The sequence below is a fragment of the Lentimicrobiaceae bacterium genome, assembly GCA_023227965.1.
GTDB lineage: Bacteria > Bacteroidota > Bacteroidia > Bacteroidales > JALOCA01 > JALOCA01.
Genome location: JALOCA010000024.1, coordinates 23,699 through 50,605 on the forward strand (window position 1 = coordinate 23,699; position 26,907 = coordinate 50,605).

At 38.5% G+C, this 26,907-nt stretch carries 18 protein-coding genes; 5 read left to right on the forward strand and 13 right to left on the reverse strand.

Annotated features, from left to right (window positions below; all coding sequences use genetic code 11):
• Positions 1-371: 371 nt before the first annotated feature.
• The 9 genes from M0R21_09075 to M0R21_09115 all read right to left on the reverse strand — a co-directional run bounded on the left by M0R21_09075 (position 372) and on the right by M0R21_09115 (position 14,400).
• Positions 372-4,241, reverse strand: a complete 3,870-nt coding sequence (locus M0R21_09075) for a choice-of-anchor J domain-containing protein (protein MCK9617969.1) — start codon at positions 4,239-4,241, stop codon at positions 372-374.
• A 112-nt stretch (positions 4,242-4,353) separates the two neighbouring features.
• Positions 4,354-6,201: an AraC family transcriptional regulator gene (locus tag M0R21_09080; GenBank protein MCK9617970.1), complete on the reverse strand. Its 1,848-nt coding sequence runs from the start codon at positions 6,199-6,201 to the stop codon at positions 4,354-4,356.
• Positions 6,202-6,514: 313 nt separating this feature from the next.
• Positions 6,515-7,102: a TIGR00730 family Rossman fold protein gene (locus M0R21_09085; protein ID MCK9617971.1), complete on the reverse strand. Its 588-nt coding sequence runs from the start codon at positions 7,100-7,102 to the stop codon at positions 6,515-6,517.
• Positions 7,099-7,863: an NADH:ubiquinone oxidoreductase gene (locus M0R21_09090; GenBank protein ID MCK9617972.1), complete on the reverse strand. Its 765-nt coding sequence runs from the start codon at positions 7,861-7,863 to the stop codon at positions 7,099-7,101. The genes M0R21_09085 and M0R21_09090 overlap by 4 nt, the downstream gene beginning before the upstream one ends.
• A gap of 10 nt (positions 7,864-7,873) precedes the next feature.
• Positions 7,874-9,397: an NADH-quinone oxidoreductase subunit C gene (locus M0R21_09095; GenBank protein ID MCK9617973.1), complete on the reverse strand. Its 1,524-nt coding sequence runs from the start codon at positions 9,395-9,397 to the stop codon at positions 7,874-7,876.
• A 17-nt stretch (positions 9,398-9,414) separates the two neighbouring features.
• Entirely contained in the window at positions 9,415-10,848 is a 1,434-nt protein-coding gene (locus tag M0R21_09100) for a hypothetical protein (GenBank protein MCK9617974.1), read from the reverse strand.
• 2 nt (positions 10,849-10,850) lie between these two features.
• On the reverse strand, positions 10,851-11,480 hold the full coding sequence (locus M0R21_09105; protein MCK9617975.1) for a hypothetical protein: 630 nt from the start codon (positions 11,478-11,480) through the stop codon (positions 10,851-10,853).
• 6 nt (positions 11,481-11,486) lie between these two features.
• Positions 11,487-12,395: an NADH-quinone oxidoreductase subunit H gene (locus tag M0R21_09110; GenBank protein ID MCK9617976.1), complete on the reverse strand. Its 909-nt coding sequence runs from the start codon at positions 12,393-12,395 to the stop codon at positions 11,487-11,489.
• A 10-nt stretch (positions 12,396-12,405) separates the two neighbouring features.
• On the reverse strand, positions 12,406-14,400 hold the full coding sequence (locus M0R21_09115) for a hypothetical protein (protein MCK9617977.1): 1,995 nt from the start codon (positions 14,398-14,400) through the stop codon (positions 12,406-12,408).
• 244 nt (positions 14,401-14,644) lie between these two features.
• On the opposite strand from M0R21_09115, the gene purN reads away from it, so the two are divergent.
• Positions 14,645-15,226 (forward strand): phosphoribosylglycinamide formyltransferase, encoded by a 582-nt coding sequence (purN, locus tag M0R21_09120; protein ID MCK9617978.1) that lies wholly within the window; start codon positions 14,645-14,647, stop codon positions 15,224-15,226.
• A gap of 89 nt (positions 15,227-15,315) precedes the next feature.
• Positions 15,316-18,633 (forward strand): CotH kinase family protein, encoded by a 3,318-nt coding sequence (locus tag M0R21_09125; GenBank protein ID MCK9617979.1) that lies wholly within the window; start codon positions 15,316-15,318, stop codon positions 18,631-18,633.
• Positions 18,634-18,650: 17 nt separating this feature from the next.
• Here the strand turns inward: M0R21_09125 and M0R21_09130 are convergent, their stop codons facing one another.
• On the reverse strand, positions 18,651-20,429 hold the full coding sequence (locus M0R21_09130; GenBank protein MCK9617980.1) for a right-handed parallel beta-helix repeat-containing protein: 1,779 nt from the start codon (positions 20,427-20,429) through the stop codon (positions 18,651-18,653).
• Between the two features lie 360 nt (positions 20,430-20,789).
• Between M0R21_09130 and M0R21_09135 the strand changes: the two genes are divergently transcribed.
• Together M0R21_09135 and M0R21_09140 are read left to right on the forward strand one after the other, a co-directional pair.
• Positions 20,790-21,095 carry a hypothetical protein gene (locus M0R21_09135; GenBank protein ID MCK9617981.1) on the forward strand — a complete coding sequence of 102 codons (306 nt, stop codon included), beginning with the start codon at positions 20,790-20,792 and terminating at the stop codon, positions 21,093-21,095.
• A gap of 136 nt (positions 21,096-21,231) precedes the next feature.
• Entirely contained in the window at positions 21,232-22,587 is a 1,356-nt protein-coding gene (locus tag M0R21_09140; protein ID MCK9617982.1) for a beta-lactamase family protein, read from the forward strand.
• A 97-nt stretch (positions 22,588-22,684) separates the two neighbouring features.
• On the opposite strand, the gene preA is transcribed toward M0R21_09140, so the two are convergent.
• Both preA and M0R21_09150 read right to left on the reverse strand, forming a co-directional pair.
• The gene (gene preA / locus M0R21_09145; GenBank protein ID MCK9617983.1) at positions 22,685-23,926 is read right to left on the reverse strand and encodes an NAD-dependent dihydropyrimidine dehydrogenase subunit PreA; all 1,242 of its coding nucleotides are present in this window, start codon (positions 23,924-23,926) and stop codon (positions 22,685-22,687) included.
• Positions 23,923-25,266 (reverse strand): FAD-dependent oxidoreductase, encoded by a 1,344-nt coding sequence (locus M0R21_09150; protein ID MCK9617984.1) that lies wholly within the window; start codon positions 25,264-25,266, stop codon positions 23,923-23,925. The genes preA and M0R21_09150 overlap by 4 nt, the downstream gene beginning before the upstream one ends.
• Positions 25,267-25,422: 156 nt before the next feature.
• On the opposite strand from M0R21_09150, the gene uraA reads away from it, so the two are divergent.
• Entirely contained in the window at positions 25,423-26,721 is a 1,299-nt protein-coding gene (uraA, locus tag M0R21_09155; protein ID MCK9617985.1) for a uracil permease, read from the forward strand.
• 6 nt (positions 26,722-26,727) lie between these two features.
• Here uraA and M0R21_09160 read toward each other — a convergent pair.
• Positions 26,728-26,907: hypothetical protein (locus M0R21_09160; protein MCK9617986.1), on the reverse strand; the 180-nt coding region annotated here is incomplete at its 5' end.

Here is a 26,907-nt window from a genome sequence, read left to right on the forward strand (position 1 = left end):
AATTTTATTATTCAACGTTTAAATATATTCTGCAAATAAAATCTATCAGATTATATATTTCAGATTAAATACTTATTAATTGGTATATTTGTAAGATTTTATAAAATTTATATTTTTTTGTTGGTCAGTTTATTATAGCATAAATTTAGTTTCAAACTTATATTAATTTTGAAATCCAGACTATGCAGGCTCAATTGGAATGATTTTTTATTGATTGTTTAGCTTATGCGGTAGCATTCTTGTATTTATAAAATAAAGTATATAAAAGTGATTTTTTTATGATTTTTAAAAAATAAGGTTACTCATTGTAAAGAATAACCTTATTTTTTATTAATACTTTATTATAAAGATTTTATAATTTACAAAATGATTTACTTTATTATTATTTTTTTGATAATAATAGCATTATTCACATAAATTTCAGCAAAATATAAACCTTTTGTCAGATAAGAAACATTAAAGACTTTACTGTTACTTGCCACATTTGATAGTGAATAAGAACCTAATATCTGACCCTGAATATTTTTAATTTTAACAAATACATTGTTTATAATTCCTGAAGGAAACTCTAATGCAAAATATCCATCAGCAGGGTTTGGATAAACTTTAATTTCCGAAGCCATATCTCGTTCTGGTACAGAAACCTTAGGAGTAAAGTTAGCTGTTAGCGATCTGTTTGCAATGGCAGAAAATGAATATATTGAATCAGTAGATACTTCCGTTCCGTTTTCCATCCAGTTAACAAATAAATAATCAGCTCCGGGAATGGCTGTCAGAGTAACTGTTTCATTGTAGTTAAATGTACCTTCCCCTGTAACTGTACCACTTTCAACCGGATAAACATTAGCGGTTATTACAAAAGCCTGAATTTCAAAATTTGCCACCAACGAACGATTGGAAGTTACTTCAAATGAATATGTTAAGTCTGTTGATACAATTGTTCCGTTTTCTGTCCAGTTTACAAAATTATAGCCGGTGTCAGGAGTTGCGACTAAGGTTGCGGTAGAATTAGCTACATAGTTTCCGGCACCGGTGATTGTACCACCTTCTTCCGGATTGGCAATAGCAGTAACAGTGTAAGTATTTGTTTGATTTTCAAAAGTAGCCACCAACGAATGGTCGGTTACAACAATAAAAGAGTAAACAGGCGCAGTAGATAAAACTGTTCCATTTTCCGTCCAATTTATAAAATCGTATCCCTGTTCCGGTGTTGCAGTTACCGTTGCGGTATAGCCATAGCTATAGTATCCGCTTCCGGTAGTAGTACCGCCTTCAGCAGGTTCGGAAGAAGTGATAACGTTAAAAGTCTGTAACTCAAAATTAGCCACCAGGTTACGGTTAGAAGTTACAACAAACGAATACACAGAGTTATTTGACACCGTGCTACCATTTTCCGTCCATTTGACAAAGTTATAACCAGTTTGTGGTGTTGCTGTTAGTGTTGCAGTGGTATTTCCAGCATAGGTACCGGCGCCGGTAACCATACCTCCACCCGGAGGATTTGAGGTAGCTGTAATTGTATAATTTATCAAACCAAACCATTCCAGAGCATCCTCTATCGTTGAATTAATATCATTGTTATTGGTAAACTGTGAAATATCAAAACTTAGAAAATAAGATTTATAAATAAGATCATCAAGCCAAATAGCACAACCATTTCCCTTTGAATAGGCATCTCCATCGAAAGGTCCGTCTTCAAATACATAAGAACCCCAGGAATTTATCTCGGGATTGGTAACTTCATTGGCATACCATTCAGGACAATCCCCGTTCATAATTACATCAGGACTGTCAGCATAAACATTTATTTCCTCATCTGTTTCCCCTATTGGTGTTCCTGCCAATCCTTTAATGCTTCCGGAAGCAAATCCTATGGAATCAGGTCCTCCTATCCCATCGTCTCCACCAAAAATAGGTGGATTTACCTGAGCAATATATTCACCACGGATGTAAGCAGTAAAAAACTTTTTTAAAGGTTTTGCATTGGGTTCGGGATACTGCATTTTTGCCATATTATCGGATGCCAGAAATAAGTTTTTAGGAGATGTTTCGGTTCCTGAATCCAGAAAATTCATCAGAGCAACCGATAAAGTATCATGAATGGCAGAGTTACCCGATGAATTCGAATATGCAAAAATTATATTATAGCAATCCGGAAAACGATAAGAGGGATATTCTGCCCAGTTGTAAACATCGTAATCCACGCCTGCCAAATCCAACGCATTAATATATTTTGGATATTCCTTATTTTGATAATCCTGATAACCTGGTTTGTTACCCGGAGTCAAAAACAAAATATTTACACCTGCTGTTGGGAGGATTTTAAATGAGAAATATTCTGTTGGAATATTGGAAGGTAAAGTACCACGATTGTGGTTGGTAGAATTATCGGTTGCAGCAAAATAATAGCTGATGGTGCTGCTGCTTGGAATTGACGGTAACTGATAATGATAAATATTAGGAGCTTCGAAAGAAGTATGCGTCATACTTTGCCAGCCATTTCCGATGTTGTAATACAAAGTATCAGAACTTATTCCGGAAATATCGAGTATAGTAGCAGTTATTTCCGGAGTATGGTTAAAGGTATTCCAGACGTCTTCAGATGCCATTATCGGTGCCTGGGTATCTTCTCCCATGTAAAACTTAATAGCCATGTTGTTTTTCAAAAGATTGCCCGGAGGTTCTGGCCCAATGTATTGGTTATTTTCCACAATTTCACGAAGATAGCAAAGTCCTACGGTACCTTCGTCATTCTGTATGGCTACAGTGGCACTTTGTCCGTAATCATGAATGGCGGGGCTACCTGTTTGCCCGTTTGCAACATTTTTGTATTGCATGGCAATTTCTCCGTTTTCGTATAAAATCGCTTCAAAACACAAGGTTGGTGTTCCACCTGTTCCGGCAGCAAACCGTAAATTATTCCATTCAATCACACAATAACGATTGGGAGCAGTTCCAAAAGTTTGATAATAAATATTTCCAGTACCTTCATCTGCATACAAATCATCCCAGTAAACAGAGATTAATGCCGGCATTTCGGAATATCCGGGTATTGGATAAGTATAATTAAAAATATTGCCATCACTATGCCATCCGTTGGAAGGATATTCTTTATACCACTGGTTATCTGCGAGTAATAATGTACCATTAATATCCGCATAAAACTGGCTTCTGTTTATCCCATAAAAAGGAAAATCAAATCCTATGGGTATTGGTTCCGAAAAATTATCATCTCCATAAAATCCGGTTACTCCATATGTTATTGTGGAAGCACCTGTATTGCTGATTTCTATCCAATTATAAGCTGGTCCGCTTGGCTCACCACTGTCTATCCAGCGATAACTTAACGAATCCGGACCTCCGGTACCGTAATGCATAACAAGATGTGTTGTTCTCGATAAGGTATCATTGTTTGGAACAGCATCGTTTGCCAGTAACGAAAACATATTAACATGATATAACCCGGTATCAGCACTTTGCCAAGCCTGAAAATTAACCACATCCGTTGTACCCGAAGGGAATGCGCCCGTATGAGAAACAGTATCGGAATATACCATGCTTCCGGATGAATTTGTAATGATGCAACCAACAGGAAAATCAGAAGTTATGCTGGAAGTTCCATAATTTTTTATTGTAACCGACGGAATAATCGGAGTGTTTATGAGATTATGATTTATTGGAGACGTAATAGATAACAATCCTACATCGTAAGCCTCTGGTGCTCCAACTTTAACATCATCAATAACCAAAGCATAATTATCTTCAACCCACTGAATGGCAAGGTAAACATTTTGTCCTACATAAGCACTTAAATCGTATGTATATTCCACATAGCTATTCCCCAAGCCCGTAACTGATTGTAAGGTAACATTAAAGTTATTTATTGCATTGCCCGTGGTTGAAAGTTTTACATTCATCTTTTCAGTTGAAAACCACGACCTTGCATAAAATGTAAAAATATAATCTGACTGAACTGCAATCTGTGGTGTTACTATCCAATCGTTGCCATTGTTGCTGAAACAATCTACAAAGCACATGTAATTTCCGGTGTGTGCATAAGCATGATTACGTGGACGCCAATGGCTTCCGTCGTTGTTTGCATCGTAGTAAGTCCATCCTGCAGGGAATGTTTCACTTTCAAAACCTTCGTTAATAACCCACTGGGCATTTGCGAAAGTGGATAAAAATATTATCCACAGCAAAATGCCCCATCTTTTTAAGCTAGTAAATCTGTTCTCCATTTTTGTGCTATTAATATTATTACTGACTATAATTTTCTGATGCAAATAAAATCAGAAATCTTATAAAAGAGAAAGTATATACTATTTAATTGGTATATTTGTTATTACAATTTTATGATTTACTTGTTTGATTATCTGTTTCTTTCTTAAAGACAGATGGGGTGATTCCGGTATATTTTTTAAAAACAGAATTAAAGTTCGAAATGGTGTTAAATCCGGCTTCGTTGGCTATAGCTTCAATAGAATATTTCTTTGTAAACTGGATATCCGACAGCATCAGCATTGCCTCTTTTACCCGATACTCATTAATAAAGTCTGTATATTTTTTATCAAACTCTTCATTAATAATTTGCGACAGGTATGTACGGTTTGTCAATAAACGTTTTGCAAGTTTTTCGATAGATAGATCTGTCTTTTTATAAATTTTATCTACTTCGAGCAATTTTTCCAGCCGTCGCAAAACCTTTTCCTTTTCGTCTTCCGATATGGTGTTTTTTTGTTCCTCTGTATCCAAAACATTTCGTATCTGATTACGCATTTCCTTTATTTCGTGTTCTTTGCTCATTAAATCTATATTCTTTTTCACAATATATTTATAAGCAATGTTCTTTTTTCTGAGCTGAATAACGATAATAATAATAGCTGCAATAGAAAGAAGTAATGTAACTAAATAGGTTATATTTAATCTTCTCTGGCTATCTATTTTTGTTGATTGTATGTCGTTTTTAAATTTTAAAGTTAAATTTTCCTTTTCTAATTTTTCATTTAAATATTTTTCTTCAAATATTGCTATCTTTTTGGTTTTCTCAATATTGAACAAACTGTCCTTCAACCCTGCCGATTCCAGATACACTTTGTATGCTTTATCGTTATTACCGGTAAGATGGTATATATTTGCTAATTGTTCTAATGCAATCCGTTTTTGATCTAAATCACCTGATTCTGTAAATAATTCAATACTTTTTTGACAGTAATTTTGTGCAATATTAAAATATTTTCGTTTTGTTTCTATGCGGGATATATTAAAATATACACTCGCCAAGCCATTAATATCGCTGCTTTTTTTGTAAATTTCTTCCGACTTTCTGAAATATTTCATTGCCGTAGCATAACTATTTAATTGATAATATGCGGATCCTATGTTGCTGTAATTGGAAGATATTCCATCCAAATCATTGTTTTTCTTGTCTATTTCAACAGCTTTTAGGAAATATTTCAGGGCTTGCTTATAATTTTTTTGTATATTATAAATGGAACCTAAATTGGTTAAGCATATACTATAACCCTTTGTATCATTAATTTCTTTAAAATCATTCATGGCTTCGCTGAAGTATTTGAATGATTTTTTATAATCTGATAATTTATAAAACAGCGAACCAATATTTAATTTACACCGGGCAATTTGTTGTTTATTATTATTTTTTTGAAAAATTCGTAAAGCATTAAAACTGTATTCATTTGCCTTTTCGTAATCACCAAGCCGAATATAAACTAAATTTATATTACTATATATTATCGCTTTATTATTTTCATAGTTATTATCTTTTGCAATCTGCAATGCTTTGGAAGAAAATTCAAGCGCTTTATAATTATCCCCTTTATAAAAATATTGAACAGAAATCGCATTATAACATTGCATTACATTATACTTTAAATCAAGCTCCGTATAAATTGTTACTGCTTTCCGGAGATAATCCAAAGCCAAGGTGTAATTGTTTGCATTTATGGGGTCATTAGCCATTGTTTCATAAATGTCGGCTGTACCCTTTTTGTAGCCTGTTTTAACAGTAAATTCTAATGCCTTTTGATAATAATATTTTTTTAAAAATAGCTTGTTATTATACTCATTAGCCAATTTTATATAAGACAAAACAACTACAGAATCCGATTTTGATTTATGAATTATTTTTTTTAAACTATCAACTAACTTATAGTTCTGACTAAATGCAGGTGTTATCAATATTATAAAACATATAGCTATAATCTTCTTTATACAATATTTATATATTGATAACATTGTGCAATTATATAAATTTTATTAATATAGATAATTTATTGCCTCTACCACTTGTCATGCAAAAATAGGCAACATCTTCCATTAAAAGTATCAAAAATACATAAAAAGTTGGTATTATTTTAAAAATCCGATTTAAAGGAATATTGTTGGAAATCTATGATTTAATTTATAGCCATAGCAACAATAGATTTCCACAATTATTAAAAAACATTATCTATAGTGCTATTTTTCCATTAGTTGTAAATAAAACAGAAAATCACCCCATCTCTTTCAGCCGGTCAATCCATTTTTCAACATGTGTGGGTTGAAAATCCAAAAGTTTCTCAAGCAAACATTCCATATCTGTATCCACAATCACGTTGGCTCGATGTTCAAAGCGGATAAACTGTTCTTCCACGCAATGGTCAAGAAACTGCAGCAATTGATCATAGTAACCATTGATATTCAATATACCACAAGGCTTTTCTACAAGATTTAGTTGAATCCAGGTTAACATTTCGAACATCTCGTCTAAGGTGCCAAAACCTCCTGGAAAAACCACAAAAGCATCAGAAAGTTCTGCCATCAGCGCCTTGCGTTCGTGCATACTTCCAACAATGTGCAACTTAGTTATTCCACGATGCGCCACTTCCCTTTTCACCAGATTGTCAGGCATCACTCCAATGGCTTTGCTGCCAAATTCCATCACAGTGTCAGCCAGCACTCGCATCAAACCAATATTGCTGCCGCCATACACAAGGTCAATATTTTTACGGGCAAGTAACTTACCAAATTCACGGGCTTTTTCGCGGTAAACCGGGCGGCTTCCCATGCTGGAACCACAAAATACACAGATGGTTTTCAATGTTTTCTGCTTTTTATAAGATTAAGAATACCATTGACAATGGTGAGTGGATGAGGCGGACAACCGGGAAGATAAAGGTCAACAAAATGGTTTTTAATGAAATCCCTTTGCAGCGCGAGGCTGTTTTGAAAAATGCCTCCACTTATGGCGCAGGCACCGGCAAGAATAAGTATTTTGGGTTGTGGAATTGCATCGAAAGTAGATTTTATGGCAAAATTGCTGTTCTCAACCATTGGGCCAGTGATTACCAAACCGTCGGAATGACGGGGTGATGCCGTAAATTCTATTCCGAAGCGTCCCATGTCGAAGTTTACATTTCCGGCAGCATTCATTTCCAGTTCGCAGCCATTGCAGCTTCCGGCAGATACAAGTCTCAATTTTAATGATTTACCAAAATAACCTTTGATTTCTTCCCTTATTTTTCCCGGGTCAAAAAGTGGCAATTCAGACAAAGAAGCATCCATCACCAAAGCTTCGCGGCTGTTGGAGGCAAGGTGGTAATCCGTAGTAAAGGTGATCTTTTTTGCAGGACAAACGTTTTCGCATTCGGTGCAAAAAACACATTTTCCAAGGTCGAGTCGAACGGGGTCTTTTTGTATAGCCTCTGCCGGGCAGATATTTATACATTCCTTACAGCCATCCGTGCAGGTGGAGTTTAGCAAAAGGGGTTTTCCTGAATGCTTACTGGAAATCTTTGCATTTTCGAGGTCGGGAATATATTGTTTGCCCTGGTGATATAATATTTTCAGCGAGTTACTCATGAGATAAGGTTTACAGATCGTGTCCGCAGTACGAAAGATCAAAACTTTTATTGCAAACCGGAAAATCGGAAATGTCGTTGTTGCGAACTGCTAAAGTCAGTGCCATCCAGTTGTGCAGAGATGCATCTGCAATTTTGTAATTCAGCAGATTACCATCTTGGTCGGTAATGGCGCAATGGCAAATTTCTCCTCTCCAGCCTTCGGTAAGTGAAACAGAAAAAGAATCGGATGCCAATGGCAAATTTAAATTTCTGATTTCAGATTTCTGATTTTGGTTGCTAACTAACTGTGGATCGTCCAGCATATTGCGTATATATTGCAGTGATTGTTTTACTTCTAATTGGCGAAGTTTTGCACGTGCATACACATCGCCAGAGGTAAGGGTAATCATTTCATGTGGCATTTGTACAAAATATCCAAAAGGATGCGTCTGCCTGATGTCGCGCGGCAGTCCACAGGTACGGGCAGCCATTCCCACGCTTTCAATAAGTTCTGTCTGGCGAAAGGTAACAATACCGGTTCTTTCGAAGCGGGAAAGTACACTCGGAAGGTCGAACATCTTGTAAGTCATTTCCTCAAATCTTTCTTCAAAATCCGAAAAAATTTTCAACAAAGCTTTCCGAAATTCTTCAGACAAGGGAAAGGGATTTTCGCCAACACGAATCAGTTTTTGGGCAAAACGGTTTCCACACCAGTTTAAAAAAGAATTGATAATCATCGTTCTCAAAGCCTGAAGGACAGAGCTTCCCAACTGGTAAGCCACGTCGGTACAAAGAGCGCTCAAGTCGCCGGTATGGATGGCTATGCGCTCCAGTTCAATGGCTATGCTGCGTACAAGCTGAATTTGAGGACTAACTGAAATTCCTGAAAGGCTTTCAATATTGGCAGCAAAAGCCCAGGTATGACCCACCACCGTGTCGCCGGCAATGCTTTCTGCCAACAAAGTTTTTTTAAGCAAATTATCTTCGGCAATCAACAAATACTCAATGCCTCTATGCTGGTAGCCCAGTTGAATTTCGAGATGAAGAACTTTTTCACCATCACAGATAAATCGAAAATGCCCCGGCTCAATCACTCCGGCATGGATGGGTCCAACTCCCACCTCATGCAATTCGTGGCTTTCGACGCTGTAAAAGGGATAATTAGCTATAACCTTCTCTTTATCAAAACGATTGAAAGGATAGCGCAAAGGTTTGTCCCAGGGATTATCTTTAAACCGGACTCCGAAATTTTCTGTAATTTCCCTCTCGAAAGGGTGCATTCCAAAACGGACAGCCGTTATAGATTGCAGTTCCGGATTATCTTTCAAATTCAGTTCGTGAGCGTTGACGTAAATTTTAGTATTGCTGTCGTCGGCAATGCAGCAAAGTAGCTTCAGAAAGAAATCGCCAGTTTTGTATCCAAAATAATTTACACAATGGCACCCAGTTTTGTCGAGCAAGCGGAGATTGGTTTCCAGAAATTCAGGATAGGATAAGACAGGTATTTCGCTCAGTTTTATTTTCTGGTTATTATGAAGTGTTTGGTATTTCATATTTCTTTCTCCCGGAATTATTTTGGCAGATATATCAGTGCATCATGAATGGTGGTAACAATTATTTCAGGAGGGTGGATGCCAATGTACAAAGCAAGTACAAGTAAAACAAATTGTGGCACACTTTCCCAAAAACTGATTTTTTCTGCATGTGCTCTCACCGAATCCGATACCGGCTGAAACAAAATCTTCAGAATGTTTTTTCCAAAAATCCAGATGATGAAGCACATCAGCAACAAGATAATGCAGCAAAGCCACAGGTAGCCTCCTGCAATCATCGCTTTAAAAATCATCAACTCAGTAAAAAACATACCCGAAGGCGGAATGCCTAAAATAAGAAAAAAAGCCATCAGCACCACTATTCCCCCGAAAGGGTTCATCCGGAAATATTCCCCGGCTCCGTAAATTCTCTTGGTTTTAAACATCCGGATAAACTGTGCCACCTGGAAAAATATCCCAGCTTTAGTAAACGAATGCAAGATAAGATGCAGGATTACAGCAAAACAACCCACGCCTCCCATGGCAATACCCACGGCAGAAAGTCCCATGTGCTCTACACTGGAATAAGCAATCAGCCGCTTGTAATTTTTCACTTTTATCATGTAAACGGCGGCTACGAGAATGGAAAGGAACCCCACAATCAGTAGAACATGGTCAATCCACCCCGCAAGAGAAGTTTTGGCAAAGATGAAATAAAAACGGAAGAGTGCCACAAAGCCTACGTTCATCAGTGAAGTGGAAATCATCGCACTTACCGGACTTGGAGCCACCGAATGTGCATCAATGCAGACGGTATGCAAGGGAAAAACACCCATTTTTACACTGAATCCGATGAGTATCATCAGAAAAGATATCTGAAAAAGCAAAGCGTTGTCAATATTTATTGCCTGGTTTGCCAATTTGGAAAACAAAAGATTGTTGCCGCCAAAACCTGTAGCGGCAATGTCGAGCAAAAGAATCCCAATAAACGAAAATGACAGCCCGATGGTGGAAACGAAAACATATTTCCAGGTGGCTTCGATGGATTCGATGTGCCTTTCGTGGTAAATCAGAATGGCGATGCAAAGCGTGGTGGCTTCCGCCAAAATCCACATCACAAAAATATTACCTGCAATGAAAACCCCTGTCATACAGCCAATAAATGCTATCAGCGAGCCAAGGTAAACCGAACGATGAAGTAATTTGTCCTTACGTTTTTCAAAATACACAAAACTATTGATTACTGTGGCTATGCTGGTGATAGAAAGCACGGTAATAAATATCAAAGCAAGACTGTCGGCTTTAAAATAATTCATCAAAACCACACCTTGATTGAAGAGTAAAAAAGTATTAAAAGCCCATTGTAAAACCAGAAAAAGCGATGCCGCCAGCACTTGCACTATTTTGTTTCTTACGAAAAAAGCAATGGCACTTAATGTTAATATCCCTCCGCTATACATCAGCAATTCCATAATCAATCAGATAATTTGCTTAAATGAGAAATTTCAAGGTCTTTGTAAACACTGGCTATTTTATTAATAAACAAACCAAAAAGCAGAACACTGATGAGAATATCTAATAAAATTCCCGCATTTACAGCCATCGGCATTTCTTTCCCAACCGAAAAAGAAAGTATTACGATACCATTTTCAAGAACCATATAACCAACGGTGTGAGTTATAAGTTTTTTCCGCGAAACAATCAGAAACAATCCGGTAGCTATGCCCGAGAAAGCTGCTGTAAGAAACGTTACTTTAAGTTGTGCATTCTGAAGATTAAACGAAAGAATGAAACTCAAGAAAATAAGTACAGACACTATTATCAGCGAATTATATCCTGAAATGTAAGGTTCAACTTCGCGTTTTATGTTGTTGGTACGTATTACTCTTTTGAAAAAATAAGGAACTACTATTGCTTTAAAAACCAAGGTTTCGATAAGGATTACCAAAAAATTCACCAGATTGATCTCTCTAAGAGTTAAAAATGCCACACCAAAAAGTAGAATGCCCTGCACTGCCAATAAATTGATAACTGCAAACATTCTCCCCGAAATTGCAATGTAAAACAGGGTCATTATAAATATCAGAATCAGCAGGTTTATCATACTTTCTTAATATTGATTAGTAACAATGAGCAACACCCCGAAAAATACCAGCATTGCAATAGAAATCAGGATGAGAATGGCTTTATTATTGTTTCTCAGCATAAATCTTGCACGGAACGACTCCATCAGGCCTACAGCAATGGCAAACAACATTTGCACCCCGATAAAAATCAAAATGCAAAGGATAAGCGGCATTTGTGGGGTAAGGAAAAGGTTACTGATGAGCGAACCAAAAATTACAAATTTTAGTGAGGAAGCGTACTGTATCAGTCCCAGGTCGAAACCGCTGTTGTCTAACACCATTACTTCGTGTATCATGGTAAGTTCAAGATGTGTCTTGGGGTCGTCGTAAGGCATGCGACTGTTTTCTACCATTGCCACCTGAAAAAGGGTAATTGCTGCCAGCAATCCCATAAAAACCGTGATGTAAGTATTGAAATATAGTGAATTATATATCTCCGAAAAGGATGTAAAACCGGTAAGCAGGGCAAAAGAAGCCATCAGGATAAAAAAAGCCGGCTCTACAAGCATTGAATAGAGTGCTTCACGGCTGGCACCCATCCCCTCGAAACTGCTGCCAGTGTCCATTGCACCGATAATCATAAAAAATTTTCCCAACGCCAAAAGATAACTAAAAAAAATGAAATCTCCGGGAAAGGCTATCACTGCTGTTTGATTCCCAAAAGGCAAAAGAAAAATTACGGAAACTATTGAAGCAAAATAAACTACGGGTGCTATCCTGAAAATGAAACTGGTTGTACTGCTGTAAATAGTACCCTTTTTCAACAACTTAAGAATTTCCTGCATAGGCTGCAGAATACCAGGACCTTTACGCCCACTGGTAATGCTTTTTACCCTTAGGATGATTCCGGGAAAAAACAAACTACAAACTATCAGCAGAAAAATACTCAGCATATTTTTAAAATTAAATCAGGTTAAAAACAGTAAGCAATATCAGCACCACAAGCAAAACAAAAGCAAACAATATATAATGCTGGGTATGACCCGTTTGCACAAAAGCAAGTCGTTTGAGCCATCTTTCGAGCTGTTTTACCAAAGGATTATTCAGTTTTTCCTCTATCAGATCCTTACTTTTAGTTTCGAAACTACGGACAGCAGGAAAAATCTCCGTTTCGGCAATGGGATGATACATTTCACGAATATTGGTAACTGATTTGGCAACATCGGTATAATTTTCAGCAAAAGAGGAGGCTGTATATTGCATCTTGTCTGCCAGCCCATTGTAACCGCAGCCCCATGTAGGATGAACTTCCACCCGGCGATGATGATTTACCCAAACCTTTATTCCGTAAATCAGGGTAACCAGGATGATAAAAATCAGCCCTGTAAAACTTATCTGCTGCAGATTAAATAAAGTAGATACCGGGAAAGCAATATTTGCCGGAAAAAACTGAGCAGCTACTTTCGTAAAAGGAAGGAGGAAAAACGCCGGGAAAATACCGATGCAAATGATGATTGCTCCTATAATATATTGTGGAAAAAGGGAATACCAGGTAGTATCTTTAAACTCACCACCATATTTATGACGCGGATTCCCCAGAAAAACCACTCCGAATGCCTTGGTAAAACAGAATATTGCCAGCCCTCCTATCAGTGTTAGTCCGAGAAGTGTAAGCATCAATAGTATTTTTATCATCACCCCCGCACCTATCAGTCCCTTTATCAAACCAATATAAATCAAATATTCGGAAATAAAACCATTGAAAGGAGGCAAGCCACAAATAGCTAATGCTGCGAGCAAAAACAGAGCAGTAGTTTGAGGCATCTTCTTTGCCAACCCTCCCAGCAGGTTCAGGTCTCGGGTATGGGTTTTCTGGTAAACCGTTCCGGACGTAAAAAAAAGCAGGGATTTGAACAATGAATGGTTGAAAATGTGTAACAATGCCCCTGAAAAACCAAAAAGTACAAGAACCGGATTCTTCAATCCCGAACCTATCAGCCCCAATCCGATTCCAATTCCTATTATTCCGATATTTTCGATGCTGTGAAAAGCTAACAGCCTTTTCAAATCGTGTTGTACTATTGCAACTCCAACCCCGCCTAATCCGGAAAGCACCGAAATTATTAGCATAAATATTCCAATGGCAACCAAATCAGATTGTACATGAATCAATACCCTTAAAATGCCGTATATCCCGAGTTTTATCATTACTCCCGACATTACTGCCGAAACGTGCGATGGTGCGGCAGGATGGGCATGAGGAAGCCAGGTATGTAAAGGAAAAAATCCAGCTTTTATACCAAAACCCACAAAAAATAGAAATAATAATAACAAAGGATTATGTTCGTAAAAATATATCTTTAATCCGGTAAATTCCAGCGAACCAGAGTTGATGTATAAAACAAGAAAAGCAATCATTAGGAAAATAGCACCAATGTGCATTTGCACAAAATAATTAATCCCTGCCCGGATAACACTTTCCTTTTCGTTTTCAAAAATTACCAGTAAGAAAGACGAAACTGCCATCAATTCCCACACCACCATGAATGCGAAGATGTTTTGTAACATACAAACCAGCACCATGGAAAGGTGCAACAGGTAAAAACTAAAAAAATGCAGCGATAGTTCGGTGGCTGATTTATTCTGATATTGTCTGATATATTGTATGGCATATACCGAGCCGGTAAGCATGGTAAAGTTGATAATCAGCACAAACAATGCCGAGAGATTGTCGAGGCTCAAAGCGATGGTCTGGTTCCAGAAAGTTACCGGTAATGTTTCGTTAAAGGTTTGGTCGTTGAAAAGAACATTCACTGCCGGAATCCCGCTAAGCAAAGTCAGTGCTATCACCAGCAGTAGCTGGAAGAAAGATTTTTGCCTTTTAGGAATCAAAAAAATAAATAAAGCAATAAAAGTTAAAGCGGCTATGCTCATTACAGTTCTGTTAATGGCGTACAAAGGTAAGGCGAATTTTTATTTTTTACCGCTTATCGAAAATGGATTATTGAATAAGATGAGTAAATAGTCAGAAACTGGGTGTTAGGAGTATTTGCCAATTTCTAAATAAAACTGACTTGTTTTTTAGCTAAACGACTGAAGAAAATGCCTCTCATTGCTTCTGGCTCCATGCCCGTCGCTCATTGCTCAAAACTTATCGCTCCTGACTCACAACTTTTCCCTACTTTTGCTGAAAGCTTTTTATATGAAACGCATTGCAATTTTTGCTTCCGGCAATGGAACCAACGCCCAAAACATTATTGAACATTTCATTGATAATCCGGAAGTTGAGGTATCATTCATTCTATCAAATCGTAAGAATGCTTTTGTGCTGAAACGGGCTGAAAAATTTAACATTCCGTCTTTGACTTTCAACCATAAAGAATTTTACGAAACCGAAATAATTTCCCGGCTACTAATTTATAAAAAGATTGATCTTATTGTTCTTGCAGGTTTTTTATGGCTTATTCCTGATCATATGCTGAAAGCTTTTCCCGGAAGGATTATAAATATCCACCCGGCATTGCTGCCAGGCGTTGGAGGAAAAGGTTACTATGGTATGAAAGTGCATGAGGCAGTGATGGCTTCGGGAGCCAAAGAAAGTGGCATTACAATTCACTATGTTAACGAAAAGTATGATGATGGACAAACGATTTTCCAGGCACGATGCCCGGTAGTGGCTTCGGATACAGCAGAAAGCCTTGCACAAAAAGTACATGCCTTGGAATATGCTCATTTTCCCGAAGTTATTACACAGATGCTAAAGAAAATAGAAACAATTAAATAAAAACATTCACTTCACAAACATTTATAAATTAAAAACAAATATCTATTTTTATACCTGAAATTTTGATTATACAACAAAAAGTTTGCTAAATGATTTCTGTAAAAATGAATCGAAATTTTTTCATCACACTTGCTTTTACTTTAATCTTTGTGATAAATGCAAATGGGCAAAATCAGGTTAAAGAATATTTTATCTCCTGCAATCCTGACGATTTTGCATATATTTATGCAAATTATTCTCAGGACATCTACATACCCATTACTTTGACTTATAACGGAACTACATGGAATAATGTTCAAATGCGTATTCGTGGCGATGGTTCTCGATCACTTCCCAAAAAATCGCTGAAAGTAAAGCTTAATCATACTCCCTTTGCAAATGGCCGGTTCGAGTTGAATTTTAATGCCGAATATGAAGACCAGAGCTATATAAGAGCTTTCGTAAGTAGCTTGGTGTTTAGGCAGGCAGGGCTTGCCTGTTTCCAAACAGAATTTGTAAGGCTTTATCTGAATGGCAATTTTTTAGGCTTATATAACTATACTGAAAATGTGGACGAACAATTCTTGGAAGCTCATAATTACGACTCTAACGGAAATCTTTATAAAGCAGCCGAGGATGGTTCATGCCTGAGTATTTATGATGATATTACTAATTTTTGGGAACAAAAAACCGGAAGCGGGAATAAGGAAGATCTTGTCGCTTTTATAAACCAGATCAACAATGTGAGCGATGCAAATTATCTTCAGTTTTGTGAGGATCGGATGAATTATAGCCAAATGATCAACATCATAGCTTGCAATATGATTACATCCAACCAAAGTACTTATTACCATAACTACTTTATGTATCATGATGTTAACGGCAGTAATAAGTGGGAAATGATGCCCTGGGATTTGGATAAAACCCTTTCAGTGCAATCCTGGAGAAATTACACCAATTCGTCGGCAAACTGGGTTCACGACAATCCTTTTCTTGAAAGAGCATTGCTAAATCCAACAATTTTCTCTGATATTCAAAATCGTGTTCGGGAAATTGGCAATCAAATATTCACAACCAATAATTTGTGGCAAAAAATAGACAGTGTGGTATTGGCAATTCAACCTTCTGTAGAAGAAGATGTTACCGATGATATTGAAAATGTCCAGCAATGGCTCGGCGAGGTTACTATTGAAAAAAACCATATTGCCAACTGGCTTGCTCAACTTCAATGGCAGTTCGCTCATGTACAGTCTTCTTTTGTTGCAACACGCACTCCTGGCTATCACGGTTCGGATGTTACATTCCACTGGACACCCTCGGTTGATCCCGATGGTGGCTTTGTTTTTTATCGTTTTTCAATTACAACTAATATATTTGAACCTGAGACAACTACTGTTTACGACAGCATCAGCGACACCACTTTTACTTTGACAAATCTTGCAGAAGGAAATTATTTCTGGCGTGTGTCGTCAATCAAAGATAATCAAGAAGTTGCAGGATTCGATTCGAGAAATCCACTGATAGTAAAAAACTTAACTACACTTCCTTGCTCTATCACCGAAAATACTGTTTTATCGGTAGAAAATTCTCCTTACAGGGTAAGTTGTAACGTAACTGTTGAACCGCAAGCAGTTCTTACTATTCCGGCAGGTGTTTCTCTTCTTTTTGATGACAATATGTTTCTTGATGTTAAAGGCGGTTTGGAGGTTAGCGGAACTAAAGACAACCCTGTGCATTTTAAACCTTACAATGTTGGTAGTACTTTCGACAGCCTGGTTTTTACCAGTCCTACTCAAAATATTCATTTGAATTATTTATACCTTACAGATGCCGCCATCCATGCACATACAGCGAATATAACATGGAATCATTGTAAAGTTCTGCTTGAAAACAAGCATCTTGTCGGAGAAAATGTGATTTATAGACATTATTATGGAAATGTTGAAATATACAATTCTACCTTTAACGGTAATCGCCACGGACAGGGGCTTGAATTTGGCTATTGCCAGTCAGCTATTGTAGAAAACTGTAATATCAGTAATTTCAGCGATCCTGTTGAATATATGTCTGTTGCAGAAGGATATATAAAAAATAATATTTTAAAGAATTCTTACGACGATGGCATTTATTTCGATAATGGAGATAATATTGTAATTGAGGGAAATAAAATTTTTAATTGCAGCGATAATGGTATTTCACTCGGAAATGAATTTTTTGGCACAAGCGATAACGTAATTCTCAGAAAAAATCTGATTGTTGGTTGCACAACCGGAATTACAGTCCAGAATGGAAGTTCTGCAACTTGCGACGGCAATACCCTTTATAGTAATAATACAGATGTAAAACTCCGGGAAAACAACGCCGGACTTGGTGGTGGACATTTAGACATAGTGAATACTATCTTTGCCTCTACCATCAATAATGTATTTGATGTCGATGACACATCACAGTTTACAATCTCCTATTCGTTGTGCAATACCGAAAACATCGAAGGCACCGGGAATCTTTTTGCTGAACCGCTTTTTGTTTCTCCTGCCGATAGTAATTTCCAGCTTCTTACCGAATCGCTATGTATTAATGCCGGTAATCCGGCAAGTCCTGCCGATCCCGATGGCACACGTGCTGACATGGGAGCATTCTTTTACAATTTAGGAATACGTAATGTGGTTTTTAATGAAATAAATTATAAATCAGCAAACGACTTCGACACCGGCGATTGGGTGGAACTGTATAATGCCGACGACAATGCTGCAGATATTTCAGGATGGATTTTTAAAGATGAAGACGATGCCCACACCTTTGAAATTCCTTACGGTACTATCCTTCAACCTGATGGATACCTTATTTTGTGTGCCGATTTACCACTTTTCAGGCTACAATATCCTGACATGGAAAATGCTATCGGTGATTTTTCTTTCGGGCTGAGCAGCAATGGCGAATTGATCAGGCTTTATAATCAAACCGGAACTCTGGTTGACTCAGTAGTTTATGGAATTCAAAGTCCATGGCCAACGGAACCAAACGGTCATGGATCAACCTTAGAACTTAAAAACCCGTCATACGATAATACACGTGGCGAAAATTGGTGTTCTTCGTCAAACCACGGAACTCCAGGTCAGATGAGCAGTTGTTTTGTTCATAGAATTGATGAAGTTAACAATCTTCCTTTTGAAATAAAAGTTTTTCCAAATCCTGCAGCTACCCATGTTTCCATCCAATTTAATCATTTTAGCGGTGGCAATCTGTCCATCCAGCTTTTCACAGCCACAGGAGATCAAATATTTGAAGCCGAAAAATCTTTTAACGGTTCCGGAAAAACACTTTTTGAGCTTAACCAGCTACCTGCAAAAGGAATGTATCTGCTTAGGGCTACCTTTACAAACAAAGGAATTAGCTACAGTGAATCTGTTAAATTCATTGTTTATTAGAATTTCTTGTAACTTTTTTAGAACTTAACCACTTTTTGAATAGCTACAATTGAATTATTTTGGTATAAACCAATTATATATAATCCTTTTGAGTAATTTTCCAGTTGAAGAGTGGTGGAATGGTTTCCTTTATTAAGAAACGGTAGTTTTTGGGTATATTGCAGGGTACCCACAGAATTAAAAACTTTAATTTGTAAGTTTTTCTCATTTTTTGCAAGAGAAAATAATAAATTTACATTATCGTAAAATGGATTAGGTGATATTTTTATAAGCAGATCATTTCTATCGGTATGTTCAGAAATACCGAATAAAGAATTAATTAATCCTAAGTTTCCGCCATCTGCCGCCATCCCGATTCCAGGAGAATTCGGTTGTAAAAAGTAATTCGAATCAAAGAGGGGAGTTCCTGTAATACAACCAGTATTTGCGTTATAATCAATATCATTAGTCATAGAATAACTTATAGCTATGGCGTCAGGGATTGGTCCCTGGGTAAGTAAATCATAATTAAGTATATTATCTTCGTTACCATACATTATCGAATTTATTGCAGTAATATGTCCACTGCATCCCCAGTCGTACGAATCACCAAAACGAAGTCCTACATTGTTGTTTATCATTACGCAGTGGTCAATAAGCACTTGTGGTGAATAATAACCGGCTTCGATACCTTGGTCGCAATTTTTAATCAGAGTATTATATACGGTTAAAGAGTTTGTATTGGAAGCCGCGATACCTTCATGATAGAATCCCTCAATCCAACTATTACGGACTTCGAGAATTGAGCCATTATGGTCAATTCCATCATCTTTACCAGTTATAAAGGTACAATCATCAATTACTGATGAATTGGAAGCAAAAGGATAAACGCCATAAACATAAATAGCATCGTTATCATCGTCTATGGGGATACCATCATCAGAAGGCATATCAATAAAATATGTTTTCGACATATTCAAACTACAATCATCATATTCTCCGCCAGTATCACATCTTGAAAAAACACAATTATTTATTTTAAAAGAACTTGCCAATCCTCCAACTGCTTTCCCGGGATTGTCAATGATAAATGAATTATTAATATTTAGAACAGAATGGTCAGCAAATATAATAGGCTGGCTATTTGAATGTCCATAAATGTATTCTTCATTGTTGCCTCCGTAAGTAAAAAAACTATAATTAATTGTTGAACTATCACTACCGTTTATAAACCTTAACCCACCCCAGGGCTTTTCAATATTTACAGGCTGAAATACAACAGGCGCTTGCAAAGAACCATTGATTTGAATACTTCCCTGGATTATAAAATTAACTTTTTCTTCAACATAAATTCTTACACCGCTTTCAATAGTTAATTTTGCCGTAGGTAAAATAGTGATATCCTCATCTATACGGTAAATACTATCTTTAATCCATACGGTATTTTGATATATTTCCCCGTTTTGCCGTGAAATTGGAATATCATTTTGTACTAAAACGGTTTTTTGTCCTGTTAAGCTATTTATACTAACAACAATGGTATCTGAAGCGAAAATATGTGTTATAGTGGAGCCAACGCCCCGTTTAATTTTTATAAGGGAATTTTCCAGAGATGCATTAACAGCAGAAATATGGAAAACGCCATTAACCGAATTATTAATTGTTTGATCGGCATTTCTAACTTTTACAACCATTGAAATTTGGTCGTCAGATTTAACCAAACCTGGCATTATTATTTCAGCATTCAGATTTTGTGCTGATATGTTACTATTTACGATTATAAATAATAATATAAAATAATGATATGGCTTTAACATATTTCCCTCTTTTTAATAATTGTCTGGAGTTATATTTTACACTTTCTAAAAAAAACAAGCATTTTTTTATTTAAAAATATTTACAAAAATACCATAAATTTAACTTACCATTTTATTATCTAAGTTTGTTTTGCAAAGAACTTCTGCTTTTTATCTGAGTTTGTCCCGATTAACCGAGATAATCGTTTCATTTTATTACTTTTCACTTTAATATTTTTAAAAATCGGATTGTTTGCAATTGTTATGCAAACTATTATAAATATATCAGTTACATATAACATCAACATATTATTTAAATTATGCTTCTGTTTTTAAATTTAAGTATTTATTTACTTATTTTTGTGAATTATTTTCTGTTTTATGAGAAAACTACTTTCGCCTGTACTGGCATTCGTTTTATTAAATGTATTAATTTACCTGATTTCGTGCCGTCACGACCCCAAAACTCCCTTAACTTTAGTTAGTTTCGACAGTGATGTCCAACCAGTGTTAAATTCCTATTGCGCAAAATCGGGTTGTCATGATGCTACAACTCACGAAGCCGTTGGGGGCTCAGCGAACCATTTTGCGGGGTATTCAGCTATGCCCAAAGGCGGAAGTAAGATTTCTGATTGCAATATTCTTAAAATTCAGGTTTGTATGCAAAACGGAAAACCAAACAACTAAAACTTTTTTTTAAAAAATTTTATCATGAAATGTCCATAAGGTCTATGCCTATACCAACCGATAATGATATTTTATGGATATTCCCCCGAGAAATCGGGGCAGGCTATCTTACCAATAAATTAAAAATTAATAACAGATGAAAAAAAAGAAAAGAATCTGGATTTACGCATTTATTGCTTTGGGGCTTACCTTGTTTTTTAACAATGGTTGCCAAAAGGATGATAACGATTCCAACGGGGATAAAATCGGTGCGGCCAAAGACCTTTTGAGTCTGTCCCCCGAATACCAGCCCGGCACCTATCGTAATATGGATAAGATTTTCAATACCCGCACCTTCAAACGGGGACAAAGCGTATATGAACTGCCCTGTTCTGCGCAGCCGCTGACTTCCGTAACGTATTCCCCCGATGGCGTCAAAACGTATGGCATTGATGATTTTATAGAAAGGAACAATGTTGCCGGTTTATTGATCATCAAGGACGGGCAAATAGCGCTCGAACGCTATGCCGAGGGTAATACCGAAACCTCCAGGTGGACATCATTCTCCGTTGGCAAATCTATTGTGTCAACACTTATCGGCATTGCCGTAAAGGAAGGCAAGATTGATATTCATAACCTTGTAACGTATTATCTTCCCCAGTTGCATGGAACAGCTTACGATGGAGTAACCGTCAGACAACTTTTACAGATGTCGTCGGGTGTGCAATGGGACGAAGAATACCTCGGCGGAGCAACTTCATTTGCCGATATGTGGCAATGCCTTTTGGATGGCAAAGGGGGTATTCTCGAGGTAATGTCGAAGCTGCCACGGGCGGCAGAACCAGGAACGAAGTTTAATTACAATACCGGTGAAACATTTGTGGAGGGTCAGGTGCTGAAAGCTGCCCTTGGCGGCGAATCCTTGTCGAGCTATCTGTCGCGAAAAATATGGGCTAACATGGGAATGGAATCCGACGGGTACTGGCTACTCGACTCGAAAGATGGCAGTGAGTTTGCCGGAGGAAATCTAAGCATGACTCTACGCGATTACGGCAGGTTCGGGATGTTTATGCTTAACAACGGCGTTGTAAACGGAACTTCCATGCTGCCTGCAAACTGGATATCCGAAGCCACGGTGCCTGCAGACGATTCGCCTCAATGCGGTTACGGGAAATTGTATGCGCCGGATAATTGCAGCGATTATCCCTATTCATATCCTCCTGGTTATGGCTACAACTGGTGGGCATTACCCACGGAAAACTGGGGGACATGGGAACATCTGAACGACCCGCTCTGGTGGGGCGCCGATACACTGAATGTAGTTGTCCCGGATCTTCACAATCTATCAGGTTCTTTCGTTGCTCAGGGCGTCTTTGGGCAGTTTATTGTTGTTAACCAAAAGGAAAATCTGGTTGCCGTGGTATGGAGTACATGGAAAGATACCTGGATTGACCCCAAAGAATATGAGGTTTACAGTTTCCTGAATGCAGCAGCAGCTTACCTGAAGAAATAAGGAAGTTGAATTTATTCCGTTGAAAAGATATTCCTTTGATTAAGCATTTGTTTTAAAATGCATGTGCTGATGGCTATCAAAATATCCGGCAAGCTATCTAAAAAATCGCAGCATGTTTTGCGGTCAGCGTATCAACTTCCTTGTACGAAATGCAGTCCCAAACCGGGCAAACGTGTTTACACAGCAGGCAGCCGACGCAACGCTCTTCATCCACGGAAGCTTTTCTCGTTAGGGTGTCGAATTTCATCGCCTGATTTGCACCATCCTGGCATGAAATATAACATTGCCCGCAGCCAATACATTTGGCATCGTCAACCACCGAAACTACCTGGAAACGCGTTTCAAATTCGGAAGGATCAACAATTTTCCGGGCGGCTTTTCCGATAATTTCATCCAGCGATTGGATATTCCGTTCGAGCATAAAATCGCTGAGACCTTCCATCATATCTTCAACAATCCGGTAACCATATCTTAAAATTCCGGTGGTAACCTGCAGGTTGGTTGCGCCAAGCAACAAAAAATGCAACGCATCAATCCATGTTTCTATCCCGCCAATGGCGCTGACGGGCAAACTCAACTCTTTGGAATTGTATAGTTCGGAAACAAAACGCATGGCTACCGGTTTAACCGACGGACCCGAAAATCCTGTTGCAGCCGAATGTCCGTGAATGTTTGGCAGTGGCGTAAAATTGTTGATATCAATATCGCTTATTGCCTTGATGGTATTGATGGCGGAGATAGCATCGGCTCCGCCACTTTTTGCAGCTAAGGCAACCGGAATCATATCGGTTATATTCGGTGTCATCTTTGCCATTACCGGAAGTTTGGTTGCCTTTTTAACCACTTCGGTAAAAGCGGCAACGGCATGGAAATCCTGTCCCACTTTATATCCGGCAAACGTATGCGCCATTTGCGGACACGAAAAATTCAGTTCCAGCATATCGGCGCCGGCATCTTCCGACATCTTTGCCAATTCAGTCCAATCTTCATCCGAATAGCCCATAATGCTCGAAATTAATACCTTTTTAGGATAATTTTTTTTGAGCCAGGCAATATCTTTGAGATTGTCCCCGATGGGTCTGTCGGTGATTTGTTCGGCGTTCTGCAAGCCAACAAATCTTTTATCGTTATAATTATAGGCGTTCAGTCGTGGTGAAGGGACAACGACCTTAAAACTCTTTTCAAGTCCCAGCGTTTTGTAAACAATTCCGCCCCAGCCCGCATCATAAGCTCTTGCGCACATTTCGGCATGGTAGCCCACAGGAGAGGAGGAAAGACAAAACGGATTTTCGAACCTGATACCACAAAAATTGATACTTAAATCTGCCCTCGATTTCATTGGTTGTTCCTCCTGTTTTTTAAATAATTATCAATACTTTCGGCAGTCTTTTTCCCTTCGCCGACAGCCTGTACCACCGTGGCGCCACCGTTTGACACATCGCCGCATGCAAAAATGCCGGAGATGTTGGTTTCAAAATTTTCGTTCACTTCAACGGTTCCTTTTCCTTTTGTTTTGAGGTTTTTGGCAAAGTTTACCACCTCGCAGCCGGGTTTTGTTCCGATAGCCTGAACCACCAGATCAATATTAATAGAGAATCCGGTTCCGCTTATCCGACGGGCATTCCGGGGCGTAAATTTTCCGGGTTCAATCCAGTCAATTTCCATTCCGGTCAATCCGGTTATTGTTTTTTCTTTTGCAGTGATGCCGGTTATTTGGGAGCCAGATTTAAAAATGATGTTCATGATGCGAGCCAGATTGATTTCTTCCCTGTCGGCCGGCAGTTCGTCCAAGTGCTCGAGCGAAACGAGATATACCTTTTTAGCGCCGGCGGCTTTTGCCGAAACGGCAGAATCAATGGCGACACTTCCGCCACCAATCACAGCTACATTTTTATCTTTCAGAGCTATACTTTTATTATCCGTTTTGATCTGCCGGAGAAACGAAATGTAATCAACGGCATTTGAGAAACCATCAAAAAGATCCAGTTTAAAAGCCACGGAAAGTCCGGAACTGAGAACAACTGCGTCATAACCTTCTGCCAGCAGGTTTATCGCCGCCTCGTTTGTGTTGATGGCAGATTTGTACTTTATTTCAACACCCTGGCTGAGCAGATTTTTAACATCATAAGCCAGCGCTTCTCCGGGTAACCTGAACTCAGGGATATTCCATCTGGGTACTCCGCCGGCATTGTCTTCCCGCTCAAATATAGTAACATCATAATTCCTTTTTGCCAATGCCGAAGCGCAGCCCATGCCAGCCGGTCCGCCACCGATGACGGCTATCCTGCCTTTGGTTTTCAAACTTTTATCCAATGGTTCTATGGTAAATTTTTTCCCGTATTCCGAAGCAAAGCGTTGCAACCCGCTGATGTTGATCGGATCTTCCAGCGCTTTGATACTGCATTCTTTTTCACATAGTTTTTCAACCGGACAAACAAAGGCGCAAACACTTCCGAGAATGTTGTTATTTCTTATGGTCCGGGCAGCACCTTTGTAATTATAAAATTTTATCTGCCGGATAAATTTTGCCGGATCGGTACCGGCCGGGCATCCTGCGCTGCAGGGAGCATCGAAACAAAGCAAACACCGGTTCGATTCCTTTATGGCCGCCTGCAGGCTTAATGGTTCGCGCATGCTTTTAAATTGTTCGATTTTAACAGGATCAATAGGATATTTCATGCCTTTTGCATTTAAATATAATTCGTCAATTGTTTGTAAAACTAATATAATTCTTTTTAAAATCTTTCCAAAGATAATTCTTTTTAAAAACTCATGTATATTGCACTCCATTTTTCAGATTTATCAGAAATTCACTAAGCAAAAGGAGGATTGCCCATGCCCAATCGTATTGTAGGTATTAACGAAAAGTTACCGTTTTTTGAGAGTTTGCCACTCAGTTTCCAGCATCTTACCGCCATGTTTGGAGCCACCATTCTGGTTCCGATCCTGCTGGGTATTAATCCTGCTATTGCATTGCTGATGAATGGAATCGGCACTTTAATCTATTCGTGGGTTACAAAAGGAGGAATTCCCGCTTATCTGGGTTCAAGTTTCGCTTTTATTGCTCCTACGCTGCTAATCATCTCCACACTTGGCGGTTTCAGTCATGCGCAATCGGGTTTTATCTTTTTCGGATTGTTTTTCATTATTATTTCTTTGATCGTAAAACGATACGGCATACGATGGGTTGATGTGGTTATGCCTCCAGCCGTGATGGGTGCTGTGGTTGCCATCATCGGGCTCGAACTTGCCCCGGTTGCGGCACAACAGGCCGGACTTGCTCCCAGCCCTACAGCCGTTGGACAAGTGGTTGCTCCCTTTGTTGTTTCGTCCAATGTATTGATTGTTTCCATGTTCACCCTGTTTATCGGGATTATCGGCTCCGTAATCTTCAGGGGATTTATGCAGGTGATTCCAATACTGGTAGCCGCAATTGCGGGATATCTGCTGGCGCTTGCTATGGGCATGGTCGACACGGCTGCCATAAGAAATGCCGCTTGGTTTGCCCTGCCTGAATTTCAGGCTCCTGTTTTTGATCTTAATGCCATAATCGTCATTGCTCCGGCATGTATTGTTGTTTTTGCAGAACATATCAGCCACTTAATCGTTACCGGGAAAATAACCGGCAAAGACCTGATGAAAGACCCCGGATTGCACCGTTCTCTGCTGGGAGACGGCATCAGTAATGTGTTGTCAGGATTTACCGGTTCGACACCTAACACTACTTATGGTGAAAATATCGGGGTAATGGCAATTACGCGTGTTTATTCCGTTTGGGTGATCCGGGGAGCGGCACTTCTTGCAATTTTATTCTCCTGCATTGGCAAAGTGGCTGCGGCCATTTCCACTATTCCCTTACCGGTAATGGGTGGTATAACCATGCTTTTGTATGGTGTTATTGCGGTGCAGGGCTTCCGGATGTTTGTGGAACAGAAGGTTGATTTCAGCAAAAACAGCAATATGGTGCTGGGAGCCATCACATTTGTTGTAGGCGTGAGCGGAGCCGGCATTTATATCGGTTCTGTACAACTCAAAGGCATGGCTTTGGCCGCTATCGTTGGTGTAGTGCTGTCGTTGCTTTTCTTTATTTTTGGTAAGATAGGATTGATGAATAAAGACGGATTCGAAGCGTAATTCAGTTTATTCTATGATCAAACAAAAGTGAATAATCCTGACAAGGCTCAAAGCCGGGCCAGGATTTAATCGCATATTCTCTAAGTTAAGTTGCAGCTCTAACAGTAAAAAAGGGGCAAAAATGGGGTGAATTTGGGGGTTGAGTAAATGCAAGCGGCTGATCATCAATGATGGGTTATAGAAAAG

Bases quoted from the DNA above. Each gene is read 5' to 3' on its own strand.
- M0R21_09140 (MCK9617982.1), top strand. From the start codon at position 21,232: ATGAAAAAAAAGAAAAGAATCTGGATTTACGCATTTATTGCTTTGGGG.
- M0R21_09100 (MCK9617974.1), bottom strand. From the start codon at position 10,848: ATGGAATTGCTGATGTATAGCGGAGGGATATTAACATTAAGTGCCATT.
- M0R21_09075 (MCK9617969.1), bottom strand. From the start codon at position 4,241: ATGGAGAACAGATTTACTAGCTTAAAAAGATGGGGCATTTTGCTGTGG.
- M0R21_09135 (MCK9617981.1), top strand. From the start codon at position 20,790: ATGAGAAAACTACTTTCGCCTGTACTGGCATTCGTTTTATTAAATGTA.
- preA (MCK9617983.1), bottom strand. From the start codon at position 23,926: ATGAAATCGAGGGCAGATTTAAGTATCAATTTTTGTGGTATCAGGTTC.
- M0R21_09105 (MCK9617975.1), bottom strand. From the start codon at position 11,480: ATGATAAACCTGCTGATTCTGATATTTATAATGACCCTGTTTTACATT.
- M0R21_09150 (MCK9617984.1), bottom strand. From the start codon at position 25,266: ATGAAATATCCTATTGATCCTGTTAAAATCGAACAATTTAAAAGCATG.
- M0R21_09110 (MCK9617976.1), bottom strand. From the start codon at position 12,395: ATGCTGAGTATTTTTCTGCTGATAGTTTGTAGTTTGTTTTTTCCCGGA.
- uraA (MCK9617985.1), top strand. From the start codon at position 25,423: ATGCCCAATCGTATTGTAGGTATTAACGAAAAGTTACCGTTTTTTGAG.
- M0R21_09125 (MCK9617979.1), top strand. From the start codon at position 15,316: ATGATTTCTGTAAAAATGAATCGAAATTTTTTCATCACACTTGCTTTT.
- M0R21_09130 (MCK9617980.1), bottom strand. From the start codon at position 20,429: ATGTTAAAGCCATATCATTATTTTATATTATTATTTATAATCGTAAAT.
- purN (MCK9617978.1), top strand. From the start codon at position 14,645: ATGAAACGCATTGCAATTTTTGCTTCCGGCAATGGAACCAACGCCCAA.
- M0R21_09095 (MCK9617973.1), bottom strand. From the start codon at position 9,397: ATGAAATACCAAACACTTCATAATAACCAGAAAATAAAACTGAGCGAA.
- M0R21_09090 (MCK9617972.1), bottom strand. From the start codon at position 7,863: ATGAGTAACTCGCTGAAAATATTATATCACCAGGGCAAACAATATATT.